Origin of the sequence: Acidiphilium cryptum JF-5, assembly GCF_000016725.1 — a bacterium.
GTDB lineage: Bacteria > Pseudomonadota > Alphaproteobacteria > Acetobacterales > Acetobacteraceae > Acidiphilium > Acidiphilium multivorum.
Window position 1 is genome coordinate 1,676,033 of the sequence record NC_009484.1, and the last position, 16,673, is coordinate 1,692,705.

16 protein-coding genes are annotated in these 16,673 nt (G+C 69.4%); 9 read left to right on the top strand and 7 right to left on the bottom strand.

Annotated features, from left to right (window positions below; genetic code table 11):
• Position 1 precedes the first annotated feature (1 nt).
• Genes ACRY_RS09990 through ACRY_RS10005 form a run of 4 tightly spaced genes read right to left on the bottom strand, consistent with a single transcriptional unit; the run spans position 2 to position 4,373 of the window.
• The gene (locus ACRY_RS09990; RefSeq protein ID WP_007423496.1) at positions 2–790 is read right to left on the bottom strand and encodes an enoyl-CoA hydratase-related protein; all 789 of its coding nucleotides are present in this window, start codon (positions 788–790) and stop codon (positions 2–4) included.
• A gap of 4 nt (positions 791–794) precedes the next feature.
• Positions 795–2,402 (bottom strand): carboxyl transferase domain-containing protein, encoded by a 1,608-nt coding sequence (locus ACRY_RS09995; protein ID WP_011942300.1) that lies wholly within the window; start codon positions 2,400–2,402, stop codon positions 795–797.
• Positions 2,299–3,222, bottom strand: coding sequence for a WecB/TagA/CpsF family glycosyltransferase (locus ACRY_RS10000; protein ID WP_011942301.1), 924 nt, complete (start codon positions 3,220–3,222; stop codon positions 2,299–2,301). Before ACRY_RS10000 ends, ACRY_RS09995 begins: the two co-directional genes overlap by 104 nt.
• Positions 3,219–4,373 (bottom strand): outer membrane beta-barrel protein, encoded by a 1,155-nt coding sequence (locus ACRY_RS10005; protein ID WP_231295400.1) that lies wholly within the window; start codon positions 4,371–4,373, stop codon positions 3,219–3,221. The genes ACRY_RS10000 and ACRY_RS10005 overlap by 4 nt, the downstream gene beginning before the upstream one ends.
• 184 nt (positions 4,374–4,557) lie before the next feature.
• Here ACRY_RS10005 and ACRY_RS10010 point away from each other — a divergent pair, with 184 nt between their 5' ends.
• The 3 genes from ACRY_RS10010 to ACRY_RS10020 are packed head-to-tail and all read left to right on the top strand — an operon-like array spanning position 4,558 to position 6,711.
• Positions 4,558–5,490 carry a glycosyltransferase family 2 protein gene (locus tag ACRY_RS10010; RefSeq protein WP_007423500.1) on the top strand — a complete coding sequence of 311 codons (933 nt, stop codon included), beginning with the start codon at positions 4,558–4,560 and terminating at the stop codon, positions 5,488–5,490.
• Positions 5,487–6,482 (top strand): acyltransferase family protein, encoded by a 996-nt coding sequence (locus tag ACRY_RS10015; protein ID WP_011942303.1) that lies wholly within the window; start codon positions 5,487–5,489, stop codon positions 6,480–6,482. The genes ACRY_RS10010 and ACRY_RS10015 overlap by 4 nt, the downstream gene beginning before the upstream one ends.
• A 7-nt stretch (positions 6,483–6,489) precedes the next feature.
• On the top strand, positions 6,490–6,711 hold the full coding sequence (locus tag ACRY_RS10020) for a hypothetical protein (RefSeq protein WP_011942304.1): 222 nt from the start codon (positions 6,490–6,492) through the stop codon (positions 6,709–6,711).
• On the opposite strand, the gene ACRY_RS10025 is transcribed toward ACRY_RS10020, so the two are convergent.
• Both ACRY_RS10025 and ACRY_RS10030 read right to left on the bottom strand, forming a co-directional pair.
• Complete coding sequence (locus tag ACRY_RS10025) at positions 6,669–7,994, bottom strand: hypothetical protein (RefSeq protein ID WP_231295401.1); 1,326 nt, start codon at positions 7,992–7,994, stop codon at positions 6,669–6,671. The genes ACRY_RS10020 and ACRY_RS10025 overlap by 43 nt on opposite strands.
• A gap of 46 nt (positions 7,995–8,040) precedes the next feature.
• Positions 8,041–10,197 carry a GumC family protein gene (locus tag ACRY_RS10030; protein ID WP_011942306.1) on the bottom strand — a complete coding sequence of 719 codons (2,157 nt, stop codon included), beginning with the start codon at positions 10,195–10,197 and terminating at the stop codon, positions 8,041–8,043.
• A 138-nt stretch (positions 10,198–10,335) separates the two neighbouring features.
• Here ACRY_RS10030 and ACRY_RS10035 point away from each other — a divergent pair, with 138 nt between their 5' ends.
• The 6 genes from ACRY_RS10035 to mltG all read left to right on the top strand — a co-directional run bounded on the left by ACRY_RS10035 (position 10,336) and on the right by mltG (position 15,493).
• The gene (locus ACRY_RS10035) at positions 10,336–10,926 is read left to right on the top strand and encodes a polysaccharide biosynthesis/export family protein (protein ID WP_007422683.1); all 591 of its coding nucleotides are present in this window, start codon (positions 10,336–10,338) and stop codon (positions 10,924–10,926) included.
• Between the two features lie 148 nt (positions 10,927–11,074).
• Positions 11,075–12,034, top strand: coding sequence for an ACP S-malonyltransferase (gene fabD, locus ACRY_RS10040; RefSeq protein ID WP_007422684.1), 960 nt, complete (start codon positions 11,075–11,077; stop codon positions 12,032–12,034).
• Positions 12,024–12,773 (top strand): 3-oxoacyl-[acyl-carrier-protein] reductase, encoded by a 750-nt coding sequence (fabG, locus tag ACRY_RS10045; protein WP_007422685.1) that lies wholly within the window; start codon positions 12,024–12,026, stop codon positions 12,771–12,773. Before fabD ends, fabG begins: the two co-directional genes overlap by 11 nt.
• 179 nt (positions 12,774–12,952) lie before the next feature.
• Positions 12,953–13,192 carry an acyl carrier protein gene (locus tag ACRY_RS10050; protein ID WP_007422686.1) on the top strand — a complete coding sequence of 80 codons (240 nt, stop codon included), beginning with the start codon at positions 12,953–12,955 and terminating at the stop codon, positions 13,190–13,192.
• 19 nt (positions 13,193–13,211) lie between these two features.
• Complete coding sequence (gene fabF, locus ACRY_RS10055; protein WP_011942307.1) at positions 13,212–14,480, top strand: beta-ketoacyl-ACP synthase II; 1,269 nt, start codon at positions 13,212–13,214, stop codon at positions 14,478–14,480.
• Positions 14,481–14,497: 17 nt separating this feature from the next.
• Positions 14,498–15,493, top strand: coding sequence for an endolytic transglycosylase MltG (mltG, locus tag ACRY_RS10060; protein WP_011942308.1), 996 nt, complete (start codon positions 14,498–14,500; stop codon positions 15,491–15,493).
• A gap of 131 nt (positions 15,494–15,624) precedes the next feature.
• Here mltG and ACRY_RS10065 read toward each other — a convergent pair whose 3' ends face one another.
• Positions 15,625–16,593, bottom strand: coding sequence for a diguanylate cyclase domain-containing protein (locus tag ACRY_RS10065; RefSeq protein WP_035185896.1), 969 nt, complete (start codon positions 16,591–16,593; stop codon positions 15,625–15,627).
• Positions 16,594–16,673: the final 80 nt, after the last annotated feature.

Genomic DNA, 16,673 nt, shown 5'->3' on the forward strand with positions numbered 1-16,673 from the left:
CTCACCCCGCCCGCCAGGACGGCGCGCGTTTCTCCAGAAACGCGGCCAGGCCTTCCTGCGCCTCGGCGCTCGCGCGGCGATCGGCGATGCGCCGCGCCGTCATGTTCACCAGCGCATCATCGATATCCCGGCCCGCGACATCGCCGACCAGCGCCTTCGCATCCGCCTGCGCCTCGGGCCCGCCCTGGGCGAGGGTCGCGATCATCGCATCCCGCGCCGCCGCCAGCCCGTCGCGCGGCGCCACGATATGCGCGAGTCCGATCCGCATCGCCTCCGGCGCGGGGATCACCTCGGCGGAGCAAAAATACCGCCGCGCCTGGTGCGGCCCGATCGCGGCGACGACATAGGGGCTGATCACCGCCGGGATCAGGCCGAGCCGGACCTCGGAGAAGCAGAATTTCGCATCCTCCGCGGCGATCACGATGTCGCAGCACGCCGCAAGCCCGGCGCCGCCGCCGAAGGCCGCCCCCTGCACCAGCCCGATCACCGGCTTCGGCAGGTCGTTCAGCGTCCGCATCAGCCGGCCCAGCCCCAGCGCGTCCGCGTGGTTCTGCTCGGCCGTGTAAGCCGCGCTGCGACGCATCCAGTTGAGATCGGCGCCCGCGGAAAAACTCTTCCCCCGCCCCTCCAGCACCACGCGGCGGACGCGCGGATCCTCGCCCGCCCGCAGGCAGGCGGCGGTCAGCGCCGCGATCATCCCCTCGTCGAACGCGTTGTGCAGCGCGGGGCGGTTCATCGAGATCGTCGCGGTGCCGTCTTCGGCCAGGGAAAATTCAACCGGTTCGCTCATCGCCTCACATCCTGAACAGGCCGAACCGCGTCGGCTCGATCGGCGCGTTCAGGCTCGCCGAGAGCCCGAGCGCCAGCACCATCCGCGTATCCGCCGGGTCGATCACCCCATCGTCCCACAGCCGGGCGCTGGCGTAATAAGGATGCCCCTGATGCTCGTACTGCGCCTCGATCGGCGCCCGGAACGCCTGCTCCTCCGCCGCCGACCATGCGCCGCCCCGCGCCTCGATATTGTCGCGCCGGAGCGTCGCCAGCACCGACGCCGCCTGCGTCCCGCCCATCACCGAGATCCGCGCGTTCGGCCACATCCACAGGAAGCGCGGATCGTAGGCCCGGCCGCACATGCCGTAATTCCCGGCCCCGAACGAGCCGCCGATGATCACGGTGAATTTCGGCACGTTCGCGGTGGCCACCGCCGTCACCAGCTTTGCGCCGTCCCTGGCGATGCCGCCGGATTCGTATTTCCGCCCGACCATGAAGCCGGTGATGTTCTGCAGGAACACCAGCGGAATCCCCCGCTGCGCGCAGAGCTCGATGAAATGCGCGCCCTTGAGCGCCGATTCGGAGAACAGCACGCCGTTATTCGCGACGATGCCGACCGGATAGCCCCAGATGCGGGCGAAGGCGGTCACCAGCGTCGTGCCGTAGCGCGCCTTGAACTCGTCGAATTCGCCGGCATCGACGATAAGCCGGATCACCTCGCGCACGTCATAGGGCGTGCGCGGATCGGCCGGCACGGCGCCATAGATCGCATCCGGCGCCCCCACCGGCGGGCGTGGCGGGAGCAAGTCCATCTGCGCCGGCTTGCGGGTGTTCAGCCCGCCGACGATCCGCCGGGCAATGCCGAGGGCATGCGCGTCCGACTCTGCGAAATGATCGGCCACACCGGAGACCCTCGTATGCACGTCGGCCCCGCCCAGCGCCTCGGCGGTGACCACCTCGCCGGTCGCCGCCTTCACCAGCGGCGGGCCGCCGAGAAAAATCGTCCCCTGCTCGCGGACGATGATGCTCTCATCGGCCATCGCCGGCACATAGGCGCCGCCCGCCGTGCAGGAGCCCATCACCACCGCGATCTGCGGAATCCCCGCCGCAGACATCTGCGCCTGATTGTAGAAGATGCGGCCGAAATGCTCGCGGTCGGGGAAGACCTCGTCCTGGTTGGGCAGGTTGGCGCCGCCGGAATCGACGAGATAGAGGCAGGGCAGCCGGTTCTGCGCCGCGATCGCCTGGGCGCGCAGGTGCTTCTTGACCGTGATCGGGAAATAGGTGCCGCCCTTCACCGTGGCGTCGTTGGCGACGATCACGCATTCCCGCCCCGACACCCGGCCGATCCCGGTGATGATGCCGCCGGCCGGCACCGGCTCGTCATACATGCCGTACCCGGCGAGCTGGGAGAATTCGAGGAAGGGCGATGCCGGGTCGATCAGCGTGCGGATCCGGTCACGCGGCAGCAGCTTCCCCCGCGCGACATGCCGCTCCCGCGCCGCTTCACCGCCGCCGGCGCGGATGTCATCCACCCTGGCGCGCAGATCCTCGACCAGGCTGCGCATCGCCTCCTGATTCGCCCGAAACGCGGCGCTGCGCGGATCGAGCGACGAGCGGAACGCCGTCATGCGTCAGTCTGCCTGAACATTGCGCCTCCATCCCGTTGATTATGCTCCTGTCTATCGCGCAACTGCCTGCCCCCGGCAAGGCGGGGCGGCGAAACTCCCGCGCCAGCGCCAGCAGAACCGGCGGTCCGTCGATCAGATAGCGCCGTGCCAGGCGCGCCGGCTCGCGCATCAGGCGCCATGCCCATTCCAGCCCCGCCGCCCGCAACGGCGCCGGCGCGCGGCGCAGCACCCCGGACAGAAACAGCGGCGCCGCGCCGACGCACAGCCCGATGCCCAGGGCGCGTCCGCGCCGCCGCACCGCCTGCGCCAGCACCTCCTGCCGCGGCGATCCCACGGCGAGGATCGTGCAATCCGCCCGCGCGCGCTCGATGAAGTCCACCACCGCGCCGAGGGCCGCCTCGTCATGCTCGAACCCGCGGGCCGGTTCGGCATGGGTGAAATCGACGCCCGGATAGCATGCGGCGAAGGCGTCCATCGCCGCGGCATCGAGGCCGACGACCGCCACCCTCGCGCCGCGCATCTCCAGCGCCGGCATCACCGCCGCCAGCAGGTCCGCCCCGGTCACCACCGGCGGCGGCACAACGCCGCAGATCCGCGCGAGACCCGCCGCAACCCGCGAATCCAGCAGACACAGCGCGGCATCGTCATAAGCCGTTCGCAAGTCTCCGCCCCGCCGCAACCGACCGAGATGATCGACATTCGGCGTCACGACATAGCCGAACGGCCGGCGCCGGTCCCAGCGCAGCACGAAGCCGAGCGCCGCCTCCGGCCCGAGGCGATCGAAACGAATGCCGAACGGCGCGAAGCTCCGCCCCCTCATGGCGTCCAGACCAGTGATAGCATCAGCCGCGCCTCGTGCGGCGCCGAGCCGGGCAGGTCGTGCCGCAAGGCGAAACTGGCCGACGGCCTGAACGAGACGGCGCGGGACAGCCGCCACAGCGCGCCGGCCGTCACGTCGGCCTCGGTCGCCGCATGGCCGGAAACCCGCCCCTGCCGCGCGGCGACATCGACGGTGAACAGCAGGTCGCGCGCATAGGATTCGGCAAGGCCGAGCCGCTCGGTCGTCAGGATGCTGCCCGGCACGCCGAACCCGCCATCCGCTCCCGCTCGGCGCGACAGATCGAGATCGACGGCGATCAGCGGATCCGGCGTCCATTGCAGCGCCAGGTCGCCAACCACGGCAATGCCGGACGCCGGTCCCCCTTCCGCATAGCGGATCCACTCGGCGCCGCCGACCACGCGCAGGCGCCACAGCGCCCGCGCGCCGGTCACCCCGCCGGCCAGCACGGCAAGGCTCGAACTGTCGGCAAAGCCGCTGCCAGGCAGCGCCCCTGCATACCGGGTCGCGCCGGCCCGCAGCAGGAGGAGTTCCCGCAGTGGCGCGCCATCCGCCGTTTCCAGCGCGACTTGCCCGCGCGTGATGGCGCGGCTGCCGAAGCCGGCCGGCCCCGCGCCGCCGGCGGCCACACGGTCGCGTCCGAACCGGACCCGCGCCGTGGCGTCGAAGGCGCCGAAGCCGAGCCTCAGGCCGATCCGACCGGCATCCGTCGTCACGTCGAGCGGCGCCGCCCCGCCATTGGCGGCGAGTCCCAGCGCCGTCTGCGCTGTGCTGACATGGGCGGCACCGAGCGTGATCCGGTCCGGCCCGAACGGCAGGGCGAGGCCGAGCGCCGCCGTCACCCGGTTGGCATTGGCGGCGGGATCGCGGGCATAGCGGTCCAGCTCGGCATTCGCGAATCCGGCAAGGCCCAGTTCGGGGTCGGCCAGCCGCACTTCCGGCCGCACCATGCCCATCGCCGTGATCCCCTGGCCGGCGCCGGGCGCAGTATCGAGCCCGGCATCGACCGCGAGACGGGGAAACACCTCAAGTCCGGCGCTCGCGAGCGGCGCAAGGGGGACCGGAAAATCGCCCGAATGCAGGCGGGAGCGCGCAGAAACCCCCGGCGCGACGCCGAAACCCGGGATCGCCATCGGCAGGAAACTGCCCAGCGAATCCCCCCGCGCGCCCCCCCCGGCCGCGACAAGCGCGGGCAATGCAAAAAGAATGCACCGCAGGAGGGCCGGAAAATCTATCAAATCAATTGCAATCAGCGGTCATTTGCGCTCAGGTATACACAACCTTTAATTGTGTGTCGTGCAAAAAACAGGGGCACTCATGCAAGACGCCGCCATAGACCCGATACGCCTCAGCGTTGCGATCTGCACCCATAACCGCGGCCGCGAGACCGAACGCTGCCTCGCGGCGCTTTCACCCGCGCCCGAGGGGGTCGAGACGCTCGTCATCGACTCCGGTTCGGCACCGCGCGAGGCAGAGCTGATCCGCGCCGCCGCCGCCCGCCACGGCGCCACGCATGTCCGGTTGCCCGCACCCGGACTGAGCGAGGCGCGCAACGCCGCCCTCGCGGCCGCGCGGGGCAGGTGGATCGCCTATCTCGATGACGACGCCACCCCTGCCAGGGACTGGTGCGCCGTGCTGCTGCGCACCGTCGCGGCGGACCCGGAACTGGCCGCGACCGGCGGCCCGATCCTGCCGCAATGGCAGGCTCAGTTGCCATGCTGGTGGCCGCCCTCGCTGCGCGCCGTGCTGACCATCATCGACCAGGTGCGGCCGAGCGAGCCGGGGGTCGCCGACATCGATCCCTATGGCGCCAACATCGCCTTCCGGCGCGATGTTCTCGCCCGTTTCGGCGGGTTTCCCACCTGTCTCGGCCGGCGCGCCGGGCTGATGATCTCGAACGAGGAAACCTACATCATCCGCCGTCTCCGCCGGGGCGGGCTGAAGGTGCGCTTCACGCCGGACCTCGTGGTGCATCACGAGATCGACCGCTCGCGCCTCAACCCCGCCTGGCTGGTCCGCCGGCAATACTGGTCCGGCGTATCCGAGGCGGTGATGCTGGGCGCCCTCGGCGAGCCACGCCTCGCGCGGGCCGCGCGCCTCGCGCTGCACGCGCTGCTGCTCGCCCCGTTCGGCCTCTGGCCGCCGGCGAGCACCGGCCAGATCGGTCTGCGCTGCAAGGCCGCCTACGCCCGCGGTTTCCTGCGCGGCGCGCTGGGCGAGGGGCACATCGTGCATCCAGCCCTGCCGTGAACCGACGGGCGGATATCGACCGCGCCAAGGGTCTCGCCATCTCGCTGGTCGTCTTCGGCCATATCGTCGCCCGGCAAGACCCGGCGCATGTGCTCTGGTATCCGGCGCTGCGCCGGGCGGTCTATGGCTTCCACATGCCGTTCTTCTTCTACCTCAGCGGGCTCGTCACCTGGCTGGCCGGCCATGCCGGAACGCCGCCGGCGGGATGGCCGGGGCTGATCCGCGCGCGGGCGCGGCGCCTGCTGATCCCCTTCGCCGTCATGGCATTCGCGATCACCGCCGGAAAACTCGCCGCCGCCCGTTTCATCCATGTTGACAACCCCCCGCAAGGCCTGCTCGGCGGACTGGCGGACACGATCTGGCATCCGCTCGCCAGCCCGGCCTACTCGCTGTGGTACCTCGCGGTGCTCTTCCTGCTCAGTGTGGCAACGCCGCTGCTTCTCGCCGCCTGCCGCGGCCGCCTCTGGCCGGTGATCTGCATCTTCGCCGCGTTCCAGTTCATCCCCCTGCCCTGGCATCTCTACCTGGCCGAGACAGGCCGCTACGCGCTGTTCTTCGGCGCCGGCCTCGCGGCAGGAGCCCTCGGCGACCGCTGGACCGGCTGGATCGACCGCTGGCGCTGGCCGCTGATCGCTGCCTTCGTGACCGGCTTCGCCTTCGTCGCGCTCGACGGCAACGTGCTGCCGTTCAATCTGCGCCTGGTCACGCTCGGCCTCACGGCGATGCCCGCACTTCACGCCCTGGTAAGATTTCCGTGCCTATCCTCCGCCCGGACACTGGCAACGCTCGGACGGTATTCCCTGATGATCTACCTGTTCAACACGATCTTCATCGGCCTCGCCAAAGGCCTGCTGCTGCTCGCCACGGGCTGGAACGGCACGCATTTCCTCCCCTTCGCCGCGGTGCTGATGAGCGCCGGCCTGCTCGGCCCGGTGGTGCTGAAGCGGGCGGTGTTGCGCTCCGTTCCCGTGCTCGACCGGATGACCGAGTGATGCGGCCATGCCGGCACCAGAACGCTCGGCCCCGCTCGGCCGGTTCCTCGATGCGCTGCCGCACGACCTCGCGGCGAGTTTTTCCGACGCGCAGCTTCGGGCGATCGAGCTGCATTTCGGCATGCGCCACCGCCTGACCCACATGATCGACTGGCGCCGCCGCCTCGGCTTCGGGCGCCTCCGACTTTATGTCGTGTTGCTGGTCGGGCGCGACCGGCATCCGGCCTGAATCTGGCGCAGCACCAGCCATCCGGCCAGAACCGTCAGCCACACCATTCGACTCTGGTACCGCGCATGCGGGCCCGATAGCGCGCCCGTGACCGCGGCATTACCCGCGAGCGCCAGGACGACGATCCTGCAGAACAGCCCGAGTGACGCCGCTTCGGGCCTGAGACGCCGCGCCGCCGCCGCGTAGAGCGCGAAGCCACAGGTCAGCCCCATCCCGCCGACCGCGAGCGCCTGCACGAATGCCGCAAGCAGGGGCGGCACCGCCATCCGCCCGCGCGCCTGCCGGCTGGCGAGATAGGCCGCGTAGGCCGTCTGCGGCAGATCGCGGCGGATCGTCTGCCACGCCGTCGCATACCAGGGACGCAGGCCACTGCCCGGCGAAAAGATCACGAGTTGCAGGCCGAAATCCCGTATCGCCGCGCCCAGGACGGCGGCCGGATGCTCGACGATGGTCCGGCGCACGATCGCATCGGTCTGGTCGATCAGCCGGCGCGGCCCTCCCGCGCGGTAGAGCGGGCTATCCGCCCGCCAGAGGAACCCATCGGCCGTGCGCGGCAGATCGCCACGATAGGCGCAAAGTGCCCAACCCGCCTTCGGACAGTCATGCGCGAGTGTCGTCCGCGCGGGACCGTTCTCGATCAGGCGGGCGAGCAGAAATGTCCCGCCATAGGGCGAGGGCGAAATGCGGCCGCGCGCAATCGCGTTCACGGCGGTCAGCCCGGCGATGCCGAGCAGGAACGGCAGCAGCAGAGGCCGCCAGCGGACCCGCTGCCGCAACGCGCGCAGCGGCAGCACGCAAAGGCAGAGTCCCGCATAGATCGGCATGTTGCTCAGATGCACGAGAATCGCCAGACCGATCACCATGGCCGGGACGATGAGGCCTGCCGCCCCTTGCGGCGCAAGAACCAGGATCGCGAAGGCCAGCACCATCAACGGCGTGAAGATGTCCGGCATCACCTGCGCCGCGGTCCAGCTCAGCGAAGACCCGGCAGCCAGCATCACCAGCAGCAGCGCGCTATCCGGCCATCCCGCCCCGGGGGCCAGCAGCCTGTGCGTCGCCCGGATCAGCGCCGCCGCAAGCAGCCCCTGCCCGGCGATCACGGGCCAGAGCGATCGCCCAAGCCCGGCGGCGAGAACGAGCAGGCTATAGAACGGCGGCCGATCCCAGCCGAGATGCCGCTCCATCATCTGCGAGATGTAGGTCCCGGTATCCGAAAAGATGAGCGGGTATCCGTTCACGAGGGCGGGCCACAGGATCAGTGCCGCCGCGACACCAATCATCATGGCGTCGGCGCCAGGCACCGGGCGGCGCCTTGCGCGCACGGCGACCTCAGAGACGGAAATAGCCGCCATAGCGCGGATGATAGAGTTCCGAGTCGGGGAAGCCCGATCTCGCGTGGCGCGGACCGTCGACCCGCGTGAGCGCGGCGCCGGCGAGCCGCAACCCGCCCTGGTCCAGCAGCGCGAGCGCCGCGGCCACGGTGCGCCGCGGGGTCTGGCCCCAGCGGATGCACAGCAGCGTGGCGGCCGCCGCGCGCGCGAGCAGCTGCGCCTCCGCCAGGGCGAAGACCGGCGGCAGATCGAGAACCACGAGATCGTAGCGCCCGTGCAGTTCCGCCATCAACCGGCCCAGCCGGTCGGACATGAAGAGAGCCAGCGCCTCGGTCGCCACGGCCCCGGCGGGCATCACGTCTGGCAGGCTTCCCCCCTCCTCCAGCCCCGGTCGATGAATCGCGGCCTCCAGGGTCGCTCGCCCGGCGAGGTGGTCGGTCAGTCCGGGCAGACCGCCGAGCCCGAAGATCATGTCGAAACTCGGCTGCCGGATGTCGCAGTCGATCACGAGAACCCGCGCCCCGCTCGCCGCAACCGACAGGGCGAGGCTGACCGCCAGCGTCGTCTTGCCCTCGCCCGGCCGCGCCGCCGTGACGGCCAGGCTGCGCGGGGCGCCGGGAGCAAGCCAGAGGCCGGTTCGCAGCGCGCGGATCTGCTCGGCAAAGGCGGAAAACGGATAACGGCGCGCATAGTCGGGCACGGACAGGCCGCGACGCTCACGCCGCCCGACCTCGGGCAGCAATGCCATGCAGGGCAATTCCAGCGCCTCGCGGACCTGCCCGCCGGAACGGAAACTTCCGTTCAGCGAATCCGCCAGCAGAGCGGCCAGCACGCCAAGGCAGAGCCCGAGCAGGACCGCGCCGGAGAGGATCGCCGCGCTGCGCGGGCCGCTCGGCTGCAGCGGGCGGGTGGCCGCGGCGATGATCCGCGCATCGGGCCGGGTCAGCGCGCTATGGCTCTCGAGCGTGCCGATCTGCTCGGTCTGCGCGCGCAGCAGGTCGCTTTCGGCCGTGCGCTCTTCCTCGAGGCGGGCCAGCGGCGCCGCCCGGACCGACTGCGCCGCCGCCCGGTCGCGCACGGCGGCGAGTTCCGCTTTCAGACTTTTCACCCGCGCCGCCGCGGCGGCGGCGCGCATCCTGTCTGCCGTGATCAACCGCCCCGTCTCCGCCGCGATCTGGCCGCGCAATGCGGCGAGGGCGCGCTTCGTCGCGCGGATATCGGGATAGTTTGGCCCTTCGGTGCTGCCGAGCGCGCGCAGTTTCGCGGCCAGTTCCGCCTCTCTCGCGCGCATCGGCGCGATCTCCGGCGCAACGGCGGCCGCGGCTTCGGCCTCGCTGCCGCCATTCAACGCCGCAAGACGCGCCCGCGCGGCCGCAAGGTCGGCCCGCGCGGCCGCAAGGCTGCCGGTCAGCTGCCCCGCCTCCTCGTTCGTCAGCGGCGCCGCGCCCGCGCCGCGCACCGTGCCGCTGCGCGCCCGTTCGCGCGCGATCGCGACATCCAGAGCCTCGAGCCGATGCGCCGTCGCCTTTGCCCGCTGGCCGAGCCAGGCCTGAGCACGATCGAGCACCGCGAGACTTTCGCGGCGTTCCCTGGCGAGATAGGCGGCCATGGCGGCGTTCGCCGCCCGTGCGGCCAGCGCCGGATCGTGGGCGGTGAAGGATACGTTGATCAACTGGGAACCGGCCGGGACGTCGATGTGAAACCGGGCGGTGACGGCGTCGCGCAACGCGTCCGGCGCAACCGGAAGCGGCGGGCCGGCGCTGCCGAGCCAGCGCCGCAACAGGGAGGGACGCTGCCGCGCGGGGTCGAATTCCGGGCTCGCGCGCAGATCGAGCCCGTCGATGACTCGCGCCACCACGGCCGGGCTTTTCAGAATGGCGGCCTGGCTGGCCATCAGCGCATCGGTCACCTGCCGCGTCTCGACCACGCCGCGTAGCAACTTCGGGTTGAAATCGACTGGATTGTAGAGAAGCGTTCCGGTCGCCGTGTATACCGGCCGCATGCGCGAAAGCGCGCCGAGCGACAGCAATGGCAGGCCAAGCGCGACCAGCACGGCAAGGCGCCAATGGCGGCGAACGGCGCGCAATGCATCGATCGGATCGGCTGCCCCCCCGATCTGCCTGACCCGGTCTCGCGCTTTTGCCGCGGTGTCCATTTCAGAACCGATTCCTGTTCACCGGAAACCCGCCCGGTTTGCAAAGCCAACCCTTGCCTGTGCATTCTGTCTGCGACACGAAATTAAGTCAATTTTAAGTTGTATATTTTGCCTATTTTCTGGCGAGGGTTGCATGTGATGCCGAAATTCCGCCGCGAAACACGTCGCCATCTGCTCGCCACGGCCGTGTCCGCGCTCGCCGCACCGGCTTTGTTGTCCGGCTGCGCGGCCTGGAGCGGCCTGCCGCCCCTGCCGCCCGCCCCGCCCGGAGGCTATCGGCTCGGCACAGGCGACCGTCTGCGCGTTGTCGTGTTCGGCCAGAAGCAGCTCACGGCAACCTACCTCGTCGACGCCTCCGGCATGATCGACCTGCCGCTGCTCGGCCCGGTGCGCGCCGCCGGCCGGACCACGGCGGCGCTGCGCCGCGCCATCGCGCGCGCGCTGGTGGCGAAGGGCATCCTGCGCCATCCGGCCGTGGCGGTGGAGGTGAAGGCCTATCGCCCGTTCTCGATCCTCGGCGAGGTGAACAAGCCCGACCAGTATGCGTTCGAACCGGGCATGACGGTGCTGGCCGCCGTCTCCCTTGCCGGCGGGTTCACCTATCGGGCGGCGGAATCGGAAGTGGGCGTGATCCGGGTGACCGGCGGCACCCCCCGCGAATATCGCGCGCCGGTCTCCGCCCTGATCGAGCCGGGCGACGTGATCCGGGTGTTCGAGCGGCATTTCTGAACAAATGGATACCGGGAGGTTGACGAAAGATTGACTTGCGCGCGCGCTGCATCTACCCCGCGCCTCCGTCAGCGCATGTAAACACGGGACCGCCCGGACGGGCGGAACGCCGCCGGCCACGTCGCCGACACGACAGGAGAAACGGAGCATGGCGGTAAACGCCTTCATCTTTCCAGGACAGGGCAGCCAGGTCGTGGGCATGGGGCGCGACCTCGCGGCCGCCTTCGCGCCGGCGCGCGAGGTGTTCGAGGAAGTGGACGAGGTTCTCAAGCAGAAACTCTCCCGCCTGATGTTCGAGGGACCGGCCGAGGAACTGACCCTCACCGAGAATGCCCAGCCGGCGCTGATGGCGATGTCGATCGCGGTGCTGCGCTGCCTCGAGAAGGAAGCCGGGATCCGCATTGCCGACCGCGCGGCTGTGGTCGCCGGCCATTCGCTCGGCGAATATTCGGCGCTCGCCGCCGCCGGCACCTTCGCCCTGGCCGATGCCGCCCGCCTGCTCAGGATCCGCGGCAACGCGATGCAGAAGGCCGTGCCGCCCGGCCTGGGGGCGATGGCCGCGCTGCTCGGCGTCGAGCTCGACGCCGCCGAATCGATCTGCACCGAGGCCGCCGAAGGTCCGGACGGACACGAGGTCGTCTCCGTCGCCAACGACAACGGCGGCGGCCAGGTCGTGATTTCCGGCACCGCCACCGCCGTTGACCGGGCGATCGAGATCGCCCGTGGCCGCGGCGTCAAGCGCGCCCTGAAACTGCCGGTCTCCGCCCCCTTCCATTGCGCGCTGATGGCCCCCGCGGCCGAGGCGATGCGCGAGGCGCTCGCGGGTGTTGCGGTCAATGCCCCGGTCGTGCCGCTGATCGCCAACGTGACCGCGGCCAAGGCGACCGACCCGGCGGACATCGTGGCCAAGCTCGTCGAGCAGGTGACGGCACCCGTGCGCTGGCGCGAATCGGTGGCCACCATGACCGCGCTCGGCGTTACCCGCTTCATCGAACTCGGCGCGGGCAAGGTGCTTTCCGGCCTCGCGCGGCGCATCGCGCCGGACGCCGAAGCATTGTCCTGCGGCACACCTGCCGAACTCGAGGAGTTGGCGAAGCATGTCGGCTGAACTCTTTTCGCTCGAAGGCCGCACGGCGCTGGTCACCGGCGCCTCCGGCGGCATCGGCGCCGCGATTGCGCGCACGCTGCACGGCCTCGGCGCGGCCGTCGCCCTCTCCGGCACCCGCGAGGCAAACCTCACGGCGCTCGCCGCCGAACTCGGCGAACGCGCCCATGTCTGCCCGGCCGACCTGTCCGACCCGAAGGCCGCCGATGCGCTGATCGCCGCGGCCGAATCGGCTCTCGGCCACATCGACATCCTGGTGAACAATGCCGGCCTGACCCGCGACGGCCTTCTGCTGCGCATGTCGGACGAGGCATGGGCCAGCGTGATGGACGTCGACCTTGCCGCGCCGTTCCGCCTCTCCCGTGCCGTCATGAAGGGGATGATGCGCCGCCGCAGCGGGCGGATCATCAATATCGGCAGCATCGTCGGCAGCACCGGCAACCCGGGCCAGGTGAACTACGCCGCCGCCAAGGCCGGCCTGATCGGCATGACCAAAGCGATGGCGCAGGAAGTCGCCTCGCGCAACATCACGGTCAATCTCGTCGCCCCCGGCTTCGTCGAGACGGCGATGACCGATGCCCTGAACGAGGCGCAGCGTGCCTCGCTTGCGGACAAGATCCCGCTCGGCCGCCTCGGCAAGCCGGAGGATATCGCAGCCTCCGTCGCCTATCTCGCCTCCGACGCGGCCGCCTGGGTCACCGGCGCGGTGCTGCACGTGAATGGCGGCATGGCCATGATCTGAGCCGCGGTTGGCGCGACCGGGCGAACCATGCTAAGCGCGCCGGACTTTCGCAGCGATCATGACGCCAGCCTCGTGCGGCATGATCAACGCATGCTATCCATTCGACCGGTGGCGGGATGGTCGACGCCGCCGGTTCAAACCGCCCAACGATCGATAATCGCTACAGGAGCACGAATTCGATGAGTGAAGTCGCCGAAAAAGTTAAGAAGATCGTCGTCGAGCATCTCGGCGTGGACGAAGCCAAGGTGACCCCGGAAGCCTCCTTCATCGACGATCTGGGCGCGGACAGCCTCGACACCGTCGAACTGGTGATGGCCTTCGAGGAAGCCTTCGGCGTGGAAATCCCCGAGGACGCCGCCGAAAAGATCGGCACCGTGAAGGACGCCATCGACTATATCGAGAAAAAGAAAGCCGAATAAGTCGGGTAGCGGACGGGACATGAACATGCGTCGGGTCGTGGTGACAGGCATGGGGATCGCGAGCCCGCTCGGGGTCGGGGTCGAGCATGTCTGGCGGCGTCTGGTCGCCGGCGAATCGGGCATCGGTCCGATAACCGGGTTCGACCCGGCGGAGCTGCCCTGCAAGGTCGCGGGCGAACTGCCCGCGGGATCGCGGGCGGATGGCGGATTCGACCTCAATGAGTGGGTTCCGCCCAAGGAACAGAAGAAGATGGACCGCTTCATCCATCTCGGCATGGCCGCGGCCGTCGAGGCAATGGAGGATTCGGGCTGGACACCTGAGACCGAAGAAGAGCGTTGCGCCGCCGGCGTGATGATCGGCTCCGGCATCGGCGGCCTGCAGACCATCTACGAAGCGTCCGTCATGGTGCATGAGGGCCGGGCCCGCCGGCTTTCGCCCTTCTTCATTCCGTCCGCCCTGGTGAATCTCGTGTCGGGGCACGTCTCGATCCGGTTCGGGCTCAAGGGACCGAACCATTCCGCGGTCACCGCCTGCGCCACGGGCGTTCACGCTGTCGGCGATGCCGCGCGGCTCATCGCCTTTGGCGATGCCGACATTATGCTCGCCGGCGGCGCCGAAGGGGCCGTCTGCGAAATCGGCATCGCCGGGTTCTGCGCCTCACGCGCCCTGTCCACCGCGTTCAACGACAATCCGAAGGCCGCCTCCCGCCCGTGGGACAAGGACCGCGACGGGTTCGTCATGGGCGAAGGCGCTGGCGTGCTGTTCCTCGAGGAATACGAGCACGCCAAGAGGCGCGGCGCGAAAATCTACGCCGAGATCGCGGGCTACGGCATGTCCGGCGACGCGCACCACATCACCGCCCCCGCACCGCATCACGACGGCGCCTTCCGTGCGATGAAAGCGGCGTTGAAATCCGGCGGCCTCACGCCGGCGGATGTCGACTACATCAACGCGCACGGCACCTCGACCCCGATGGGCGACGACCTCGAACTCGAAGCCGTGGAAAACCTGTTCGGCGACGCAGCGAAGACCGTGGCGATGTCCTCGACCAAATCGGCGACCGGCCACCTGCTCGGCGCCGCCGGCGCGGTGGAGGCGATCTTCTCGATCCTCGCCCTGCGCGACGGCATCGCCCCGCCAACCCTCAATCTCGACGAGCCGAGCCGCGCCAGCGTGATCGACCGCGTCGCCCATACCGCCCAGCAGCGCAAGATCGATATCGTGTTGTCCAACAGCTTCGGCTTCGGCGGCACCAACGCCTCGATCCTGTTCCGCAAGCCAGGCTGAGCCTGGCCCCGGCGGGCATGCGGGGAAGCGGGCGCCTCATCCTCCTGCTGCTCACCGTTCTGGTGCTGCTGCAGCTGGGCCGCATGGCCGTCGACCAGGCCTATGATGGCCCGGGCCCGCTCCCGGCCTCCGCCGACATCTACATCCCGCCCGGCAGCACAAGGCAGGTCGCCGGGCTGCTGGCGCGGAAGAAGGTTATCCGCACACCCCTGATCTTCGAGGTGGCGGCGTTCCTCACCAGCCGGCAAGGGCCGATCCGCTCCGGCGAATTCCGTTTCATCGATCATGGCAGCCTGCGTTCGGTGCTGCGCACGCTGCGCTTCGCGCCGGAAGTGGAACACAAGGCAACCATCCCCGAAGGTCTGACTTCGGTGCAGATCGCCGACATCATCAACGCCCTGCCGGACGCCACCGGCCACGTGGCACCGCCGCCCGAGGGCAGCGTGCTGCCGCAGACCTATGATTATACCTACGGCACAAGGCGAGCCGCCATCATTGCCCGCATGCAGACGGCGATGCGAACCGCGCTGGCGAAAGCCTGGGCATCGCGCGCCCAGGGCCTGCCGCTGCAATCCCCGCGGCAGGCGCTCATTCTCGCCTCGATCGTGCAACTGGAGACGCCGCTTCCCGCGGAACTGCCAAAAATCGCCGGGGTCTACGAGAACCGGCTGGGCAAGGGCATGATGCTCCAGGCCGACCCGACAGTGATCTTCGCCGTCACCCATGGCCGGTCGACCGCCCTCACCCACCGCGTCGACGACCACGATTTATCGACCGCGAGTCCTTACAATACCTATCGCCACCACGGCCTGCCGCCGGGGCCGATCTGCGCGCCGGGTCTCGCAGCGATCCGCGCCGTGCTTCACCCCGCCGACACCGACGCGCTGTTCTTCGTCGCGACAGGCAAGGGAGGCCATGTATTTGCCCGGACCTTCGCCAAACAGCGCGCCAACATCGCGCGCTATCTCGCTCGAACATCGAAAAAAGCCAGCGCCCCGCCGACCACCCGCTGACGGAGATGATGCTCCAGCGTCCTGCCCCTGAAATTCGTGGGTGAATTTCAGGGACAAGCAGGCTACTAAATCATTGATTTTCCTAGCGTCTACTTTGAATTTGAAATCCGATGGATTTCAGATTTGGGACACTAGGAAATTTCGGATTGCCAAATCCGCACCACTGGCCGGCCTGTCGCCGCCGAAGTGAGCCGTGCCTGTTCAAGTCCGGCGCGGGCATTGGCAAGCACGGTGGCTGGATCGTCGCCCGAACGCGCCCAGCGCGACGCGATGCCGATGGCCGCATGACGGCCGGTGCCGGCCAGCATCGCATCAAGCCTTGCCACGATCCGGTCGCCACGCTCGGCCGCAATCAGGTGATCGACGCCGTCACACCAGGCGGCAAGCCGGGTCGGCCCGATCCGGCCGATCAGGTCGCTCGGCCGCAGCATGTCACGCAGCGTTTCCGCCGATTCGCGAATGACCGCCGAAGACGCCTCGGAGCCCGTCGCGCCGCCCGACTTTACCCAGCCAATGGCGAACATGGTGCCAACCCGCTCCTCGATATCGAGCCGGTCAAACCGCCGATCGGCCTGCGCAAGAAAACTCGGCAACGGCCACAAGCCCGTTTCGGGGTCGAGCGCATTACGCTTGCCACCACCGGCGACATCGAGCAGGCGCACGACGAGCGTGCGCAGATGCGGGCCGATCGCGGTCAGAAGTTCCGTTTCCGCTGCGGTGAACCGCCTGTCTCCCGGGCTGCGCCATGCCAGGAGCGCGGCGCTGACCGATCGTCCGGCCGTCACGTTGCCGAGATCGACCGGAATGGTGATCGATTCGCCCCCCGGCATGTCGGCAAGGCCGATGCCGTAGGGGTAATCGGCCAGAACGGTCTCGGCTCCCGTCAGCGGCGGGACCGGACGAGCGACAATACAGACGCCCGAATCGGCGAATTCCGCTGCCAGCAGGGCGCAGGCGGCCGAGCCGGCGGTCGCCGCATCCGGCAATCCGGCCAGGCTTTCGATCATGCGCACCAGGCGGTCGAAGCGCTCCGCATTTCCGCCGCCTGCCGAACCGGCATTCGCATACGAGTCCGTCGAAAAATCTGCCCGATTCGTCATGGATGCGTTTTCGCAGGATCAGGTAAACAACGGATTACCACCGGATTGACAGGCGCGACCCTGCTCAGCATGGTCGCGCC